The organism is Actinoplanes sp. KI2, assembly GCF_025630775.1.
GTDB lineage: Bacteria > Actinomycetota > Actinomycetes > Mycobacteriales > Micromonosporaceae > Actinoplanes.
On record NZ_JAOSZE010000007.1, the window covers coordinates 1 to 18,042 of the forward strand.

Annotated in this window: 13 protein-coding genes and 1 pseudogene; 12 read left to right on the top strand and 2 right to left on the bottom strand. The window is 70.8% G+C overall.

Features of this window, described 5'->3' with window-relative positions:
• Positions 1-88, top strand: a pseudogene (locus ODJ79_RS08755) (carbohydrate ABC transporter permease); the annotation flags it as partial.
• 21 nt (positions 89-109) lie between these two features.
• Here the strand turns inward: ODJ79_RS08755 and ODJ79_RS08760 are convergent.
• Positions 110-754: a nitroreductase family protein gene (locus tag ODJ79_RS08760; RefSeq protein WP_263022829.1), complete on the bottom strand. Its 645-nt coding sequence runs from the start codon at positions 752-754 to the stop codon at positions 110-112.
• Between the two features lie 21 nt (positions 755-775).
• Between ODJ79_RS08760 and ODJ79_RS08765 the strand changes: the two genes are divergently transcribed.
• The 10 genes from ODJ79_RS08765 to ODJ79_RS08810 all read left to right on the top strand — a co-directional run bounded on the left by ODJ79_RS08765 (position 776) and on the right by ODJ79_RS08810 (position 15,386).
• Positions 776-1,129: a hypothetical protein gene (locus tag ODJ79_RS08765; RefSeq protein ID WP_263022830.1), complete on the top strand. Its 354-nt coding sequence runs from the start codon at positions 776-778 to the stop codon at positions 1,127-1,129.
• Positions 1,130-1,310: 181 nt separating this feature from the next.
• On the top strand, positions 1,311-2,879 hold the full coding sequence (locus tag ODJ79_RS08770; RefSeq protein WP_263022831.1) for an APC family permease: 1,569 nt from the start codon (positions 1,311-1,313) through the stop codon (positions 2,877-2,879).
• A complete protein-coding gene (locus tag ODJ79_RS08775; protein ID WP_263022832.1) occupies positions 2,876-3,721 on the top strand; it encodes an urea amidolyase associated protein UAAP1 in 846 nt (281 codons plus the stop codon). Before ODJ79_RS08770 ends, ODJ79_RS08775 begins: the two co-directional genes overlap by 4 nt.
• Positions 3,718-4,374, top strand: coding sequence for an urea amidolyase associated protein UAAP2 (locus tag ODJ79_RS08780; protein WP_263022833.1), 657 nt, complete (start codon positions 3,718-3,720; stop codon positions 4,372-4,374). The genes ODJ79_RS08775 and ODJ79_RS08780 overlap by 4 nt, the downstream gene beginning before the upstream one ends.
• Positions 4,371-7,919, top strand: a complete 3,549-nt coding sequence (gene uca, locus ODJ79_RS08785; protein WP_263022834.1) for an urea carboxylase — start codon at positions 4,371-4,373, stop codon at positions 7,917-7,919. The genes ODJ79_RS08780 and uca overlap by 4 nt, the downstream gene beginning before the upstream one ends.
• Positions 7,916-9,628, top strand: coding sequence for an allophanate hydrolase (gene atzF / locus ODJ79_RS08790; RefSeq protein ID WP_263022835.1), 1,713 nt, complete (start codon positions 7,916-7,918; stop codon positions 9,626-9,628). Before uca ends, atzF begins: the two co-directional genes overlap by 4 nt.
• Before the next feature lie 5 nt (positions 9,629-9,633).
• Complete coding sequence (locus tag ODJ79_RS08795) at positions 9,634-10,329, top strand: TetR/AcrR family transcriptional regulator (protein WP_263022836.1); 696 nt, start codon at positions 9,634-9,636, stop codon at positions 10,327-10,329.
• A 209-nt stretch (positions 10,330-10,538) separates the two neighbouring features.
• The gene (locus ODJ79_RS08800) at positions 10,539-11,939 is read left to right on the top strand and encodes a non-reducing end alpha-L-arabinofuranosidase family hydrolase (RefSeq protein ID WP_263022837.1); all 1,401 of its coding nucleotides are present in this window, start codon (positions 10,539-10,541) and stop codon (positions 11,937-11,939) included.
• 12 nt (positions 11,940-11,951) lie between these two features.
• Complete coding sequence (locus tag ODJ79_RS08805) at positions 11,952-12,998, top strand: cellulose binding domain-containing protein (protein WP_263022838.1); 1,047 nt, start codon at positions 11,952-11,954, stop codon at positions 12,996-12,998.
• A gap of 126 nt (positions 12,999-13,124) precedes the next feature.
• Entirely contained in the window at positions 13,125-15,386 is a 2,262-nt protein-coding gene (locus ODJ79_RS08810) for an arginine/lysine/ornithine decarboxylase (protein ID WP_263022839.1), read from the top strand.
• Positions 15,387-15,433: 47 nt separating this feature from the next.
• Here the strand turns inward: ODJ79_RS08810 and ODJ79_RS08815 are convergent, their stop codons facing one another.
• Positions 15,434-16,255 (bottom strand): hypothetical protein, encoded by an 822-nt coding sequence (locus ODJ79_RS08815; RefSeq protein WP_263022840.1) that lies wholly within the window; start codon positions 16,253-16,255, stop codon positions 15,434-15,436.
• A gap of 231 nt (positions 16,256-16,486) precedes the next feature.
• Here ODJ79_RS08815 and ODJ79_RS08820 point away from each other — a divergent pair, with 231 nt between their 5' ends.
• Entirely contained in the window at positions 16,487-17,980 is a 1,494-nt protein-coding gene (locus tag ODJ79_RS08820) for an FG-GAP repeat domain-containing protein (RefSeq protein ID WP_263022841.1), read from the top strand.
• Positions 17,981-18,042: the final 62 nt, after the last annotated feature.

Sequence of the window (18,042 nt, forward strand, 5' to 3'; positions counted from 1 at the left end):
CACCCTCTCGATCCTCCCCATGATCATCATCTACGCCATCTTCCAACGACAAATCCAAGCAGGACTGACCGCCGGCGCCGTCAAATAAGGGCTTCGATCGATCGGGTCATCACCACGAGTCGACGTGCAGTACCTCGTCGAGTGGCTGGCGCGCGGCACGGCGAAACGTCTCTCCGGTGTGGTAGGCGACCGGGATGAGCACGCCCTGACGGACGTCTTCCGGGAGGCCGAGCAGCGCGGCGATCTCCCGCTCGTACCTCAGGTGCAGCGTCGTCCACGCCGTGCCGAGCCCGCGAGCACGGGCCGCGAGCATGAAGCTCCACGCCGCCGGCAGCAGTGACCCCCACAGGCCGGCCTGGTTGCCCTCGGGCAGCCTGCCGCCGCTGACGCGCAGACAGGGAATCACCAGGGCGGGCACGTCGCCCATGTGCTCACCGAGGTAGGCGACGCTGTCACCGACCCGGCGCTGCACCGGGCCGCGCAGCGCGTCGGTCGCGAACAACTTGCCGGCCGCCCCGTCCGAGGCAAGATAAGCCTCGACCGCCTTGCGGTAGAACTCGCCCACCGCCGCCCGGCGCGCCGGGTCCGTGACCACCACCCACTGCCACGACTGCCGGTTGGAACCGCTCGGCGCCTGCAGGGCGATCTCGAGGCACTCGCGGATCACCTCCATCGGCACCGGCCGGCTCAGATCGAGGCGCTTGCGCACCGATCGCGTCGTGGTCAGCAGCTCGTCCGGGGTCAGCACAGGCATGGTCGCATTCTGCCCCAGCGAATGCCCACACCGGACGCATATGTAGCGCATGGCTGGTTCGATGAGTCGATGAGCCCCTTCGAAACGACCTTGCTTGTCATCGCCACGATCGGGTCGCTCGCGGCCGCGGCCGGGGCCTGGTTTCAGGAACGGCGCAGCACGGCGACCCAGCTGACGGCCATTCAGCGGAGACTTGACCTGGTGATGAACCACCTTGGCATCGCCGCGCCCGAGGAGGCCGAGGTGGTCCATCACCTGGAGAACGGGCGGATGATCGAAGCCGTCCGGGCCTACCGCAAGCACACGGGCGCGAGCCTGCTCGAGGCCAAGCAAGCGGTCGACCGTATCGCCGCCGGCCGCCACGGCGACCCGTGACGCGCGACGGCACTGATCCACTCGGTGACCGCGGACAGCGAGAGCCGGGCCCGCTCGTCATCGCGAATTAACGCGGCGGAACCTGGCGGTAACGCCGCAGAACCGCTTCCGGAACACCCGGGCTCCAACCTCAGGTCCATTACCTGTCAGACGACAGATAAGACCCGCCGGAGGTGGAGTCATGAGCGCAACCGAGTCCGCGCCCGTCCGCAGCGCGGACGTCGACCTTGGTCACATCGGCTATAAGCAGGAACTGCGCCGAGGCGTCGGGACGTTCGCGTCCTTCGCCGCGGGCTTCTCCTTCGTTTCGATCCTGACAACGGTGTTCCAGCTCTTCGGGCTGGGCTTCCTGCTGGGCGGGGCCTCGTTCTTCTGGTCCTGGCCGGTGGTGTTCGCCGGGCAGCTGTGTGTCGCGCTGTGCTTCTCCGAGCTGGCCGGCCGCTGGCCGGTGTCCGGTGCGATCTTCCAGTGGTCGAGCCGGCTGGCCGGGGTGAGCTGGGGCTTCTTCACCGGTTGGATCATGGTGATCGGTCAGATCCTCACCGTCGCCGTCGCGGCGATCGCCATGCAGGCCGTGCTGCCGGCCATCTGGTCGGGCTTCCAGGTGGTCGGCGGCTCGTCGGCCGACCCGTCGATCCTCTCCGCGACCGGGGCGCAGAACGCGGTCATCCTCGGCGTCCTCCTACTGACGATCACGACGCTGGTGAACGCGCTGGGCATCCGGCAGATGGCGGCGGCCACCAGCGTCGGCGTCGCGGTGGAGATCGTCGGCGTGATCGTGCTGGTCGGAGTGCTGTTCGCGCTCTCCGAGCGGGGCCCGTCGGTGGTCCTGCACCACACCGGCTGGACCGGCAGCGGCCCGTACTTCTTCGCCTGGCTGGCCTCCGCGCTGATGGCCGCCTACGTCATGGTCGGCTTCGACTCGGCCGGCGAGCTGGCGGAGGAGACCCACGCGCCGCGCAAGACCACGCCGAAGACGATCATCCGGGCGCTGACCACCTCGGGCCTGGGTGGCGGCCTGCTGATCCTGGCCGCGCTGATGGCCGCCCCCAGCCTCACCGACGGCAACCTCTCCTCGCTGGGTCTGTCGTGGGTGCTGACCGAGCGGCTCGGCGGCGTGCTGGGCCGGCTGCTGCTCTGCTGCGTCGCGGTTGCGGTCTTCGCCTGCACGCTGGCCTGCCAGACCTCCGGTGCCCGGATGATGTACTCGATGTCGCGCGAGGGTGCCTTCCCGTTCGGCAAGGCGCTCGGCAAGGTCTCGCCGCGCACCGGGGCGCCGATCCGCGCCTCGATCGTGGTGGGCGCCGGCGCGGTGATCGCGCTGCTCGTCAACATCAACTCCACGACGATCTTCACGGCGCTCTCCAGCATCTGCATCGCGATGCTCTACATCGGTTACCTCGGCGTCACCCTCCCGCTGCTGGTGGTGCGCATCCGGCACCGCAACACCGACCGGTTCCCGGCCGGGGTGGACGAGGACGGCAAGCCGCTGTTCTCGATGGGCCGGCTCGGCCTCGCCGTCACCGTACTGGCGGTGATCTACCAAGTGATCATGGTGGTCAACCTGATGTGGCCGCGGACGGAGATCTACGACCTCTCGCCGGACGGGAACTGGATGCTGCAGTACAGCGCCGTGCTGCTGGTCGCGGCGGTGCTGGCCGTCGGCGCCGGTTACTTCGGATACAAGCGGCTGCACCGGCGGATCGAGTTGGTCCACGTTCCCCACACCCACGTGCCGGCCGAAGCATGAACGTACGCGCGGAACACCGCACCGACAGCGTCCTCAACGCCCGGGACGACGCCCGCGCCCAGACCGGGCTGAGCAGCGAGTGGATGCCGTATCTGCCCGCGTCGAGCAGCCCGTTCGCCCCGCCCGGAATCGACCCGGCCACGCTCACCTGGGCCGAGACGGTGGCGCCGGGCGGATATACGCACAAGGTGCTCGCCCGGGGCACGCGACTGCGCCTCGACGATCCCACCGGACAGGCGTGCGCGCACCTGCTCGTCTACAACGCGCTCGAGCCGGTGGAGCGGCTGAACGTGGCCGACACGCTGAAGATCCCGTGGCAGGCGTACCTGGGTGCGGGCACGCCGCTGCTCTCCGGTGACGGGCGGGTGCTGGCCAGCCTGGTCGAGGACTCCTCGGGGCGCCACGACGCGTTCTGCGGCACCACCACCGAGGCCTGGAACGAGAGCAGGTACGGCGACGCCCGGCCGGAGGGGCCGTCGCCCGCCGGGCGCAGCCTGTTCGTCAAGGCCGCCGCCAAGCACGGCCTCACCCGCCGCGACCTGCCGCCCGGCGTCAGCTTCTTCCAGGGCATCCGGGTCGCGGCCGACGGCGCGCTCGACTGGCTCGGCTCGGCCGGCCCCGGTACGCACGTGACGCTCGTGGCGGAACTGCCGCTGCTGGTGCTGCTGGCCAACGTCGCACACCCGCGAGACCCCCGGCCCGAGTACGTGGTCGGGCCGCTGCGGGTCCATGCCTGGCGGGGCGCGGCCACCGGCCCGGCCGATCCGCGGTTCGGCGCCACCCCGGAGCTGAACCGCGCCTACCTCAACACCCTCGACTACGCGGAGGCACGCGGGCTATGACCGTCCTGGAATGGAGTGAGTCGCTGGTCGGCGGCGCCGTCGTGAAAGACGAGCGGGTGGCGCCGAACGCGTCCTGGTCGGGCGTCGTCACGGCCGGCGACGTGCTCACGATCGTCGACGTCGGCGGCAACCAGTCGGCGGACTGCCTGATCTACAACGCGCACGACCCGGACGAGCGGTACAGCGTGCCCGACACCCTCGCCTGGCAGGGCAACGCGTACGTCCGCACCGGCACCGTCCTGCGCAGCAACGAGGGACGCCCGCTGATGACGGTCGTCGCGAACGAGATCGACCGGCAGGACACCATCGGCGGGGCGTGCGGCAAGGAGTCCAACACCCTGCGCTACGGCCACCACGTGATGTTCCACCACGGCTGCCGGGAGAACTTCCTCAGCGAGGGAGCCAAGCACGGCCTCGGCGTACGGGATCTGGTCTCGAACTTGAATTGGTTCATGAACGTCCCGGTCGAGCCCGACGGCGCGCTCGGGATCGTGGACGGGATGTCGGGCCCGGGCAAGCGGGTGGCGGTCCGGGCCGAGATGGACGTGCTGGTGGTCGTCTCCAACTGCCCGCAGATGAACAACCCGTGCAACGACTTCAACCCCACACCCCTGCGGATGATCGTGGTCCAGGCAGGAGGGGTGCAGCCGTGAGCACGGTGCTGATCGCCAACCGGGGCGAGATCGCGCGGCGGATCATCCGGACGGCCCGCGAGCGAAACCTGCGTACGGTCGCGGTCTTCTCCGACGCCGACCGGGCCGCGCCGCACGTGCGTGAGGCCGACGCCGCGGTCCGGCTCGGCCCGGCACCCGCCCGGGACTCGTACCTGCGGCGCGATCTGATCCTCGCGGCCGCGCTGAGCCATGGCGCCGACATCATCCACCCCGGCTACGGATTCCTCTCCGAGAGCGCCGAGTTCGCCCGCGAGGTGGAGGCGGCCGGCCTCCGGTTCGCCGGCCCGACGCCCGAGCAGATCGTCGCGTTCGGCGCCAAGCACACGGCGCGGGCGCTGGCCGAACAGGCCGGCGTTCCGCTGCTGGCCGGCACCGGGCTGCTCGGCTCGGCCGACGAGGCGGTGGCCGCGGCGGAGGCGATCGGCCTGCCGGTGATGCTGAAGGCGACCGGCGGCGGAGGCGGTATCGGCATGCAGGCCTGCGCCTCGCCCGACGAGGTCCGCGCGGCCTTCGAACGGGTCGAGGCGCTGGCCCGCGCCAACTTCGACTCCGCCGGGGTCTTCCTCGAACGGCTGGTCCGGCCCGCCCGCCACGTCGAGGTGCAGGTCTTCGGCGACGGCGCGGGGCGGATCGCGGTGCTCGGGGACCGGGACTGCTCGCTGCAGCGGCGCAACCAGAAGGTGCTCGAGGAGGCGCCCGCGCCGGGCCTGCCCGAGCCGGTCCGGCAGCGGCTGCACGAAAGCGCGCGAACGCTGCTGGCCACGGTGAACTACCGGGGCGCCGGCACGGTCGAGTTCGTGTACGACCCGGTCCGGGAGGAGGCCGCCTTCCTGGAGGTCAACACCCGGCTGCAGGTCGAGCACCCGGTCACCGAGGAGGTCTTCGGGGTCGACCTGGTGGCGCTGCAGCTGGAGCTGGCCGGCGCCGGGTCGGTGGATCCCGCGATCTTCGAGCGGGAGTGGCGGCCGTCCGGGTTCGCGGTGGAGGCGCGGGTCTACGCCGAGGACCCGGCGAAGGATTCGCTGCCCTCCTCCGGCCTGGTCACCCGGGCCGAGTTCCCGCCGGGCGTACGGGTCGACGGCTACGTCGAGACGGGCCTGGAAGTCTCGCCGTTCTACGACCCGATGCTCGCCAAAATCATCGCTGTCGGCGACACCCGCGACCAGGCCCTCGAACGGCTCGGCGCGGCCCTGGACGCGACCCGGATCGACGGCATCGTCACCAACCTGGGGCTGCTGCGCTCGCTCACCGACGAGCCTGCCCTGCGCGCCGCCACCCACAGCACCACGACGCTGCGGACCACGACCGACCCCCGGCCGCGGATCGACGTGCTCGCACCGGGGCCGATGACCACCGTTCAGGAACTGCCGGGACGGCTCGGGTACTGGCACGTCGGGGTACCGCCGAGCGGGCCGTTCGACGCCGTCTCGTTCGCCGAGGCGAACCTCGCCGTCGGCAATCCGGCCACGAAGCCGGCGCTGGAGGTCACCGCGGGCGGCCTGTCACTCCGCTTCTCCGCGCCGTCGGTCGTCGCGGTGACCGGCGCGCCGGTGCCGCTGTTCTTGGACGAGGAGCCGGCCGAGCTGTGGACCGCTCTGTCGGTGCCGGCCGGGGGAGTGCTCACCCTCGGCGCATCGACCGGGCCCGGGCTGCGCACGTACGTCGCGGTCGGCGGCGGCCTGGACGTGCCGTCCTATCTGGGCAGCGCGGCCACGTTCACGCTCGGCGGGTTCGGCGGCCACGGCGGCCGGGCACTGCTCGCCGGCGACGTGCTGCGGCCCGGTTCTCCCACCGGGTTTACCGAAGGGTGCACGCCGCTCGAGCGCCGGCCCCACCTGACCGACACCTGGCAGATCGGGGTCACCGAGGGACCGCACGCCGCCCCGGAGTTCTTCACCCGGGCCGACATCGAGACCCTCTACGCCACCGACTACCAGGTGCACCACAACTCCGCACGGACCGGCATCCGGTTGATCGGCCCGAAGCCCGCCTGGGCCCGGCCGGACGGCGGCGAGGCGGGCCTGCACCCGTCGAACATCCACGACACCCCGTACGCGGTCGGGGCTCTGGACTTCACCGGCGACACCCCGATCATCCTCGGGCCCGACGGGCCGTCCCTGGGCGGCTTCGTCTGCCCGGCGGTGGTGGCCAGCGGGGAGCTGTGGAAGCTCGGCCAGCTCCGGCCCGGCGACACCGTACGGTTCGTGCCGGTCCGGGAGGCCGACGCGGCCGGTCTGGTCAGCCGCCGCGGTGCGCCCGCGGTCGCCACCCGGGGCGGCGACGGTGACGACGGCGTCCTCGGCCGGATCGAGGCGGGCGCGGATCGCCCGGCGGTCACCTACCGGCGCGACGGCGACGACAACGTGCTGGTCGAGTACGGGCCGATGGAGCTCGACCTGGCGCTGCGCATGCGGGTGCACGCGCTGCAGGAGACCCTCGCCCGGCACCGGCCCGCGGGAATCCTCGACGTCACGCCCGGCATCAGGTCGTTGCAGGTCCACACCGACGCGAGCGTGCTGAAGGCGCGCGACGTGGCGGCCCTGCTGCGCGAGCTGGAGGCCGAGGTGCCACCCACCCACGAACTGGCCGTACCCTCGCGCACCGTCCGACTGCCGCTGAGCTGGGACGATCCGGCCACCCGGCTGGCGATCGAGCGGTACATGGCCGGCGTCCGCGACGACGCGCCCTGGTGCCCGTGGAACATCGAGTTCATCCGCCGGATCAACGGCCTGGACACCACCGGCGACGTCTACCGCACGGTGTTCGACGCGAGCTATCTCGTGCTCGGGCTCGGTGACGTCTACCTGGGCGCGCCGGTCGCCACCCCGCTGGACCCGCGGCACCGGCTGGTCACCACGAAGTACAACCCGGCCCGTACGTGGACGGCGGAGAACTCGGTGGGCATCGGCGGGGCGTACCTGTGCATCTACGGCATGGAGGGTCCCGGCGGCTACCAGTTCGTCGGCCGTACGGTGCAGGTCTGGAACCGCTTCCGCTACCGCGACCAGCCGTGGGCGCTGCGGTTCTTCGACCGGATCGAGTGGTATCCGGTGACCGCCGAGGAACTGCTCGAACTCCGCGCCGAGAGCGACGCGGGCCGGCTCGCCCTCGACACCGCCGAGGGGTCGTTCTCGCTGGCGGAGTACAACGCGTTCCTGGCCGCGAACGCGGAGTCGATCGCCGCATTCCGCCGCCGGCAGTCGGCCGCGTTCGAGGAGGAGAAGGAGCGCTGGCGGGCCGCCGGCGAGTTCGACCGGCGGGACGCCGAGCCGCCGGCGCCGACCTCGGAAGTGGCGCTGCCGACGGGCGCTACGGCGGTGACCGCGCCGTTCACGGCCACGGTCTGGCAGATAGCCGCGGCCCCCGGCGACGTACTGACCGCCGGTGACCCGGTGTTGTCCGTGGAGGCGATGAAGATGGAGGCGAAGGTGACCACACCGGTGCCCGGCACCCTGGTGGAGCTGTATGTGAAGGCCGGGGAGCAGGTCGCACCGGGCCAGATCCTCGCGGCGGTGCGGTCGTGACCGGCGATCCGGTGGCCCGGGTCGCCGCCGCCCTCGACCGGATCGAGGCGGCCGACCGGCCGGAGATCTGGATCTCGCTGCGCGACCGGGCCGTGGCCCTCGCCGAGGCGTCCGCGCTGGATCCGTCGTTGCCGCTGGCCGGCCTGGTGTTCGCGGTCAAGGACAACATCGACGTGTACGGCCTGCCCACCACGGCCGGTGCCCCGTCGTACGCCTACCGGCCCGGCGCCGACGCCACCGCGGTGGCCCGGCTGCGCGCGGCGGGCGCGGTGGTGATCGGCAAGACGAACCTCGACCAGTTCGCCACCGGTCTGGTCGGCACCCGGAGCCCGTACGGTGCGGTCCGCAACGCCTGGGATCCGGCGCGCATCTCCGGCGGCTCGTCGTCGGGGTCGGCGGTGGCGGTCGCGCTCGGCCTGGTCGACTTCGCGCTGGGCACCGACACGGCCGGGTCCGGCCGGGTGCCGGCGGCGCTGAACGGGATCGTCGGGGTGAAGCCGACCCGGGGCCTGATCCCGGTCACCGGTGTGGTGCCCGCCTGCTACTCGCTCGACTGCGTGACCGTCTTCGCCCGCGACCTGGCCCTCGGCCGTACGGTCGCCGAGCTGATGGAGGGCGTCGACCCGGCCGATCCGCTCTCCCGTCCTTCGTCACTTCCGGTGGCCGCACCGGCCCGGCCCCGGCTTGCCGTTCCGACGGACGAGCACCTGGAGGATCTCGCGCCGGGGTGGCGGGACGCGTTCGCGACGGCGGTCCGCCGGTTCGCGGCGACCGGCGCCGAGATCGTCGAGGTCGACGTCTCGCCCCTGCTGGAGGCGGCGTCGCTGCTGTACGGCGGGGCGTTCGTGGCCGAGCGGTACGCCGCCGTCGGGGCCCACCTGGAGAAGCACGCCGACCTGATCGGCTCCGACCTGGACCCGACCGTCGCCGGCATCATTCTCGCCGGCAAGGAGAAGACCGCCGCCGACTGGGCCACGGACACCGCCCGGCTCGCCGCGCTCAGCGCCGCCGGCCGGGTCGCCCTGAGCGGCTGTGACGCGCTGCTCACGCCCACCACCACCGGGCATCCGACGCTGGCCGACGTAGCCGCCGACCCGGTCGGGGCCAACGCGCGGATGGGCCGCTTCACGAACTGCGCGAACCTGCTCGACTACGCCTCGCTGGCGGTGCCGGCCGGGTTCGTCGGCGGGCTGCCGTTCGGGGTGATGCTGACCGGGGCCGCCTTCACCGACCGTGCGCTGGCCGACCTCGCCCGCCGGTTCGCCAACCCGGGCATCGACCTGTTCGTGGTCGGCGCCCACCTCACCGGCCAGCCGCTGAACGTCCAGCTGGCCGCGGCCGGTGGCACGCTCGTCGCGGCCACCGCCACCGCGCCGAGCTACGCGTTGCACGTGCTCGACACCGATCCGCCCAAGCCGGGGCTGGTCCGGGTCGGTGCCGGCGGCCGCAGCATCCTGGGTGAACTGTGGCGGCTCCCGGCGGACGGCTTCGGGGCCTTCGTCGGCGCCGTCCCGGCGCCGATGGCGATCGGCCGGGTGACGCTGATCGACGCCACCTCGGTCAGTGGGTTCCTGGTGGAACCGGCGGCGCTGGAGAACGCGCCCGACATCAGCCACCTCGGCGGATGGCGCGCCTACCTCGCCGGGGTCGCCGTGACCTCCGGCGCCGCCGGGGCCGCCGTGACTGCCGGGGCCGCCGTGCAAAGATGATGGATATGACGCCGCAGGCTCGACCGGGGCGGCCGCGGCACGCTCCCGCCTCGGGCCCGGCCGGCGCCACTCCGCGCGAGCAGATCCTGGACGCGGCCGCCGCGCTGTTCGCCGAGCGCGGCTTTGCCGCGACGACCACCCGCCTGATCGCCGAGCGGGTCGGCATCCGGCAGGCGTCGCTCTACTATCACTTCGCCGGCAAGGACGACCTGCTCATCGAGCTGCTGACCACCTCGGTCCGGCCCAGCCTGGACGCCGTCCGGCGGATCGAGGGGCTGGTACCGGGCAGCGCCAGCGCCGCCGGCGCGCTGTACCTGCTCGCGCTGATCGACGTGGAGACCCTCAGCCGCACCCCGCACAACATCGGCACGCTGTACCTGCTCCCCGAGGTGCAGGACGAGCGATACGACGCGTTCCGCGCCGAGCGGCAGGAGCTGCAGGACGCCTACGGCCGGCTGGGCGCCCGGGTGGCCGGCCCCGAGGTGCTGGCCGGCGCCAGTGCGCAGCGCCTCGGCGAGCTGCTCATCCAGGTCACCGAGGTGGTGATCCAGATCCGTCGCGCCCGGGAGCCGGACAGCGCCGACGCCCAGGCGATCGCCGCCTCCTGCCTGCGGCTGTGTGGCTGCGCGCAGTCCACAATCGACCAGGCCCGCGCCGAGGCCGCGACTCTCCTCGCCGGGCCGGCGTCGTCACACCGCTGATCCGGCGCGCGGCCGAGGCCATTGGCGATTCAGAAGCTTCAATTGATAACGGTTTCGGTAGCTGTTTTCTGACGATATTCCGGCCGTAACAGGTTTTCAGTGGCGACTTTCGATTGAGCGCGTGGGAGCGCTCCCGTAATATCCCTGACGCGGCCGTGAACGCTCCCCCACGCGCAGGTCGCCATCCCCTCGTCAGGAAGTGGAAGACCATGAGCAGATTCAGAGCGGTCAATGCGCTGTTGGTCTCGGCCGGCGTTCTGGCGGCGGTCGCCGTGGCGTTGCCGGCGGGCGCGGCGTCGGCGGGCTGTTCGGTGAGCTACACCGTGTCGTCGCAGTGGACCGGTGGGTTCGGCGCCAACGTGTCGATCACGAACCTCGGTGATCCGCTGACCGGTTGGACGCTGACCTGGTCGTTCGGCGCCGGGCAGACGGTGACGCAGGCGTGGAACACGACGCTGACCCAGAGCGGCGCGGCGGTGACCGCGAAGAACGTGAGCTACAACGGCTCGGTCGCGACCGGCGGCTCGGTCGCGTTCGGCTTCAACGGGTCATGGACGGGCAGCAACCCGTCGCCCACCGCCTTCGCCCTCAACGGGGTGGCCTGCACCGGCAGCACGACCCCGACAACGGCCCCGACCTCCGCGCCGACGACCGTACCGCCCACCACGCCGCCCACCACGCCGCCCACCACGCCGCCCAGCACGTGCACGCTTCCCTCGACGTACCGGTGGTCGTCGACGGGCTCGCTGGCGACGCCGAAGTCGGGGTGGGTTTCGCTCAAGGACTTCAGCAGCGTCGTCTACAACGGCAAGCACGTGGTCTACGCGTCGGACGTCAACACGTCGGGATCGTACGGGTCGATGAACTTCGGCTCGTTCACGAACTGGTCGGACATGGCCTCGGCCGGCCAGAACGGGATGTCCACGGCCGCGGTCGCACCGACGCTGTTCTACTTCGCCCCGAAGAACGTCTGGGTGCTCGCCTCCCAATGGGGTTCGTCGCCGTTCCTGTACCGGACCTCCAGCGACCCCACCAACGCCAACGGGTGGTCGGCGCAGCAGCCGCTGTTCACCGGAAGCGTTTCCGACGCACCCTATGGGCCGATCGACCAGACGCTGATCGGTGACAGCACGAACATGTATCTGTTCTTCGCCGGCGACAACGGCAAGATCTACCGGGCGAGCATGCCGATCGGCAACTTCCCCGGCAGCTTCGGCTCGTCGTACACGACGGTCCTGAGCGACTCCACGAACAACCTGTTCGAGGCGGTGCAGGTCTACAAGGTCCAGGGGCAGAGCCAGTACCTGATGATCGTCGAGGCGATCGGCGCCAATGGGCGCTACTTCCGCTCGTTCACGGCCACCAGCCTGGGCGGCACGTGGACTCCGCAGGCCACCTCCGAGAGCAACCCGTTCGCCGGCAAGGCCAACAGCGGCGCCACCTGGACCAACGACATCAGCCACGGCGACCTGGTGCGCACCAACCCCGATCAGACGATGACGATCGACCCCTGCAACCTCCAGTTCCTCTACCAGGGTCGTAATCCCAGTTCCAGCGGCGACTACAACCTGCTGCCCTGGCGTCCGGCCGTCCTGACCCTGCAGCGCTAGGGGGACGGTCTCATGAGAAGCTCGATGCGCCTGTTCATCGGGGCGGCCGTCCTCGTCGCCGCCACGGTTCTCGCGGTCGGTACGGCCAGTGCGGAGTCGAACGGCGGCGTGCGGGTCATGCCGCTGGGCGACTCGATCACCGACGGCCTCAGCGTTCCCGGCGGCTACCGGATCGACCTGTGGCAGAAGGTCGTCGCCGGCCGGTACACGGTCGACTTCGTCGGTTCGCTGTCCAACGGGCCGGCCAGTCTCGGCGATCACGACCACGAGGGCCACTCCGGCTGGACCATCGCTCAGATCGACGCCAACGTCGTCACCTGGCTGCGCACCTACACCCCGCACACCATCCTGCTGCACATCGGCACCAACGACATGTACGGCAGCGACCCCGCCGGTGCCCCGGCGCGGCTGTCCACCCTGATCGACCACATCACCGCCCAGGCGCCGGACTCCGAGCTGTTCGTCGCCACGATCATCCCGCTGTCCTGCTGCGACGCCACCGTACGCAGCTTCAACGCCCAGATCCCGGGCATCGTGACCAGCAAGGCCAATGCCGGCAAGCGCGTCCACCTGGTGAACATGTACAACGCGCTGACCACCGCCGACCTCGCCGACGGGGTGCACCCCAACGCGGGCGGCTACAGCAAGATGGCCACCGTCTGGTACAACGCGCTGCTCTCCGTGCCCGGCAGCCTCGGCACCGGCACCACTCCGACGACCCCGGCCACTCCGACGAGCACCCCACCGACCGGCCCGGTGGGTGCCTGCACGGCCGGCTACCGGATGACCAACAGCTGGGGCACCGGGTTCCAGGCCGAGGTGACGGTTCAGGCCGCGGCCGCGCCCGTCAACGGCTGGACGGTCCGGATGACCCTGGCCGGCGGGCAGACCATCACCAACCTCTGGAACGGGGTGAGCACCGGCACCAGCGGCGCGATCAGCGTGCGGAACGCCGCCTACAACGGCGCTCTCGCGGCCAACGGCACGACCACGTTCGGTTTCGTCGCCAACGGCAACGGCGGCAGCACCCCGACCGGCGTCAGCTGCTCCAGCCCCTGAAACGCCTGGATGTCACCCGGCTCGGGGATCAGCACGGGTTCCCCGCCCGGATCGTTCTCGTCCTGGCTAGGTTCACGGCGACGCACATGTCCCGCTGCGCCAGCCACCGCCGAGAGGGCGTTCACCTTGTCGTTCCCGGTCACGATCGTCGCGCCGGCGGAAGGCGCCGCCGGCGCGCAACGCTCGCTGGAACTGCTCGAGGCCGCGCTGATCCGGGCTGGTTTGGAGCTCGGGCGGTTCGGCGACGAAGGGCGGGGCGCCGAGCGGCTGGGATTGTTGGCACACGTCGCCCGATCGAGCTCGGCCGTTCTCTACACGCTGCAGCTCACCGTCCGCCGGTCCGACGACGGGCCCGAGGAACCCTCCGACGTGGCCGCCGTCCGCGCGGCAGCCGAGTTCGTGCAGGCCGTCCGCGCGCACAATGACCGGATCCCGATCCTGTTGTTCGGCGAGCAGCTGACGGCACGGCGCATTCCGCAGTCGGTGCTCTCCCGGATCGACGGCGTCGTCAACGCCTACGAGGACAGCCCCGACTTCCTGGCCCGCAAGATCCAGCGGGAGGTCAGCCACTACCTCGGCCAGTTGGCGCCGCCGTTCTTCGCGGCGCTGATGCGGTACGCCAACGACGGTGCATACTCCTGGCACTGCCCCGGACACTCCGGCGGCACGGCGTTCCTGAAGAGCCCGATCGGCACCGTCTTCTACGACTTCTTCGGCCAGAACCTGTTACGCGCCGACGTGTGCAACGCCGTGGAGGAACTGGGGCAGTTGCTCGATCACTCCGGCCCCATCGCCGACAGCGAACGCATCGCCGCCAGGACCTTCCGTGCCGACCACCTCTACTTCGTCACCAACGGCACCTCCACCTCCAACAAGATCGTGTGGAACTCGCTGGTCGGGCCGGGCGACATCGTCGCGGTGGACCGCAACTGCCACAAGTCGATCCTGCACGCCATCATGCTCACCGGAGCCGTACCGATCTATCTGATGCCGACCCGCAACAAGGCCGGCATCATCGGACCCATCCCACGCAGCGAGTTCACCGCCGCCGCGCTCCAGGCCAAGATCGACGCCAGCCCGCTGGTCACCGACAAGAGCAAACGGATCCGCCTGCTGACCCTGACCCAGTCCACCTACGACGGCATCATCTACCGCGCCGACGAACTGAAGGAGAACCTCGACGGCGTAGTCGACGCGCTCCATTTCGACGAGGCATGGCTGCCGCACGCCGGCTTCCACGAGCTGTACGTGGGGATGCACGGCGTCGCCAACGACCGCGACCGCACCAAGCGGACCGTGGTCTACTCCACCCAGTCCACTCACAAACTCCTCGCCGGCCTCTCCCAGGCGTCCCAGATCCTCGTTCAGGACACCGCCGGCGGCCACTTCGACGGCCGGGTCCTGGCCCAGGCGTACCGCATGCACACCTCGACCAGCCCGCAGTACGCGATCATCGCCAGCTGCGATGTGTCCGCCGAGATGATGGCCGGCAAGCGCGGCCGCGCCCTGGTCGAGGAGAGCATCACCGAGGCGATGGAGTTCCGCCGCACCATCATTCGCCTCGGCGAGGAACGCGACGACTGGTGGTTCGGCGTCTGGGGACCGGACACCCCATCCGGGCGGACCGGCCTGCCCGAACGTGCCGAGTGGCAGCTGACCGCCGACGCCACCTGGCACGGCTTCGACCAGGTCGACGACGGTTTCACCATGCTCGACCCGATCAAGGTCACGCTCACCATGCCGGGCCTCACGGTGCATGGCGAGTTCAGCGAGCCCGGCTCGCCCAGCATCCCGGGCGTGGTGCTGGCGCGCTATCTCGCCGAACACGGAGTCGTGGTGGAGAAGACCGGCCTGTACTCGCTCTTCGTGCTCTTCACCATCGGCATCACCAAGGGCCGCTGGAACTCCCTGGTGGCCGAGCTGCACCGCTTCAAGAGCGCCTACGACGGCAACGCGGTGATCGAACGGCTCATGCCGGCCTTCGCCGCCGCGTACCCCGGTTACGCCCGGCTCGGACTACGGGACCTCTGTGCTGCCCTGCATGCCACCTACCGCGACGCCGACCTCGCCGAACTGACCACGGCGATCTACACCGAGCCCGTCGAGCAGGTGACCCTCCCGGCCGACGCGTGGACCGCCATGGCCGCCGGCCAGGTCGAACACGTACCGCTGGAGAAGCTGGCCGGCCGGACGACCGCGGTGCTCCTCGCCCCGTACCCGCCGGGAATCCCGCTGCTGGTCCCCGGCGAGCGGATCAGCGAGACGATCGTGCGCTTCCTGCGGCACGAACAGGTCCTGGCCCACCGGTGGCCCGGCTTCACCGGCATCACCCACGGCGTCGACGAGGACGGCGATCAACGTACGATCGCCTGCCTGCTCGCCCCGTAGGCGGTTCATCCCGGCAAAACCTGACAAAACCCAAGAAGGGCGGTGAGTCAGGAGCGCGGGCGCAGGCGCCGCTCGAAGCCCGGCATGTCGATGTGCGGGTCGAGGCCGTCGCCGGAGGACACCTGGGCGGCCAGGCGCTGGGTGACGCGGCGGGCCCCGGGCCGGCGGCGGCCGTTGGCGTCCGGCTCCTCGGGCTGGCTGAGCAGCTCGGCCATGTCGCCCATCGAACGGGCAATCTCCTCGAACGGGATGTACAGGGCACGGTTCGCGGGCGAGCCGAGATAGTCGAAGGGCGCGGAGCCGGCCATCGCCACGAACCGGACACCCAGCATGTCCAGGTTGCGGAAGGCGGCCGAGTCGAGCATGCAGACGACGTGCCGCACGCCCCAGCGGTGGCCCGCGTTGATGAACGAACGGTAGAGCATGCTGCTGACCGTCAGGCCGTTGCGATCGGAGCGGTAGCGGGGGAGCACCGCCAGCGTGGCGTAGTCCCAGATCTTGCCGCCGTCATGCATGCCGTGCGCCTCGACGATCTCGGACAGCTCCACACCGATCAGGGCGGGCGCGTCGTCCAGGGTCTTGCCGCCGCCCTCGATCGCCCGTGCGGCGCCCGCCGGCAGCCCGGTCTCCCGGTCGAGCACCAGGAAGAAGTAGCTCTGCTCCTCGTACGGCGTGTACTCGGCGAGCATCACGGCCTCGTCCAGCCCGAACGACTCCTCGAACACCATCCGCTCGACGGTCCGCGCGACGTCGGCCAGCGGGTCGTGCGTGGCCAGGGCCAGGGTGACGAAGCGGTTCTCCGACTGGTGTGCGCTGAGCGCCTGGGCGCAGAGGTCACCGAGGGTGGCGTCGTCGAGGGCGTAGGACATCGGGGGGACTCCTTAGCGGTGCCAGCCGGGGGACGAGCTGAGCGCACCACGCATACCAGGGGGAAATGAACCTACGCAGCATTAGGTACGAATCCGGCTATGTCAAGAAATTTGAGATCACATTGGCGGCGTGTGCGACCGCACAGCCACCTCTCAGCCGGGCTTGTCTTCCGGGGGCGCTCGGCGTGTGGCAGGTTCGTAGCATCGGGCGAGCGATCGGGGGATCGATACATGTCACGCGGGGCCGCGATGCTCGGGGCAGCGGCGCTCCTGGCCGGCACGTTCTGCCTGGCCACTCCGGCCCAAGCGGCGATTCCGTACGCGCCCTGCCAGCCCGGCGGCCCGGCCGCGGCCGACAATGTGACCGCCGCGGTCCTGCGGCCGTCGATGACCGGCGTGCGGCTGGGTCGCTCGGTGACCGGCTACAGCATCTCCTGCGCCCGGGCGATCGTGGCCAACGTCCAGGCGCGCGGGCTGAACCAGCGGGCGGCGGTGATCGCGGTCGCCGCGGCCATCGCCGAGAGCAGTCTGCACAACTACACCGTCGCGGTCGATGCGGACAGCCTGGGGCTTTTCCAGCAGCGGCCGTCGCAGGGCTGGGGCCAGCCGGGCGAGCTCACCGATCCCCGCTACAGCACCCAGGCCTTCCTGAGCGCGATGATCCGCAAGGACCCCGGCAACGGCTGGATGTCCGGCGACATCGGCGAGATCTGCCAGCGCGTTCAGGCGTCGGCTTATCCGGAGGCGTACGCGCCGGAGGTCCACGACGCCCAGCTCATCGTGGCGGATGTGTGGGGTCGCACGGCGGCACCCGCGGCAACGCAGGCCAGGCAGCCGACCGGGCCGTTCCAGAAGGTCCTGATGGCGGCGGCGACCGGATGGGGACAGACCGACGACCGGCATGCGATCAGCGTCGCCGATTGGAACGATGACCGCCGTCCCGATCTGGTGGTGGTGCAACACGCGGCGACCGCCACGGGCCGGACCGAGATCTACATCTTCGACGGGACGCCCAGCATCCCCGGCGCGGCCTCCAGCTTCCAGCGACTGCTGCGGCAGACGGCCACCCCGTTGGACCTCTCCGCGGGCAACACCACCACCTACGCCATGGCCGACTGGAACGGCGACGGCTGGCTCGACCTGGTGGCCATCCAGAAGGCGGGCACCGCGAGCGGCCGCACCGAGGTACGGATACTCGACGGTGCGACCAGCTTCCAGACCTTCCTGGTGCAGACCGTCACCGCCCTGGGGCCCACCGACGCGCGGCACGACATGCTGGTGGCCGATATGAACGGCGACAACGTGCCCGACCTGGTCGTGGTCTACCAGGCCGACACGGCCAGCGGGAAGACCGAGGTCCAGGTCCTGGACGGCGCGTCGGGCTTCCAGCGAGAGCTGCAACACTCCGTCACCGCACTGGGCCCGACCGATGCCAGGCACGAGTTCTCGATCGCGGATTGGAACGGCGACGGCCGGCCGGACCTGGTGGACGTGCAGAGGTCGGGCACGAAGAGCCGGAAGACCGAGATCCGGGTCCTGGACGGCGCGAAGGGCTTCGGGAGCGAACTGCGGAAGACCACCGCCACCGCGCTCGGCCCGACCGACGATCGGACCGATCTGTCATTCGCCGACTGGAACGGCGACGGCCGCCTCGACCTCGTCGCGATCCAGAAGTCGGGCACGGCGACCGGCCGCATGGAGGCGCGGGTGCTGTCCGGGGCCTGAACCGGCGCGGGATGACGTTACGTGAGTGACTCGCTACGGTCTACCGTGGAGAGGGGGTCCAA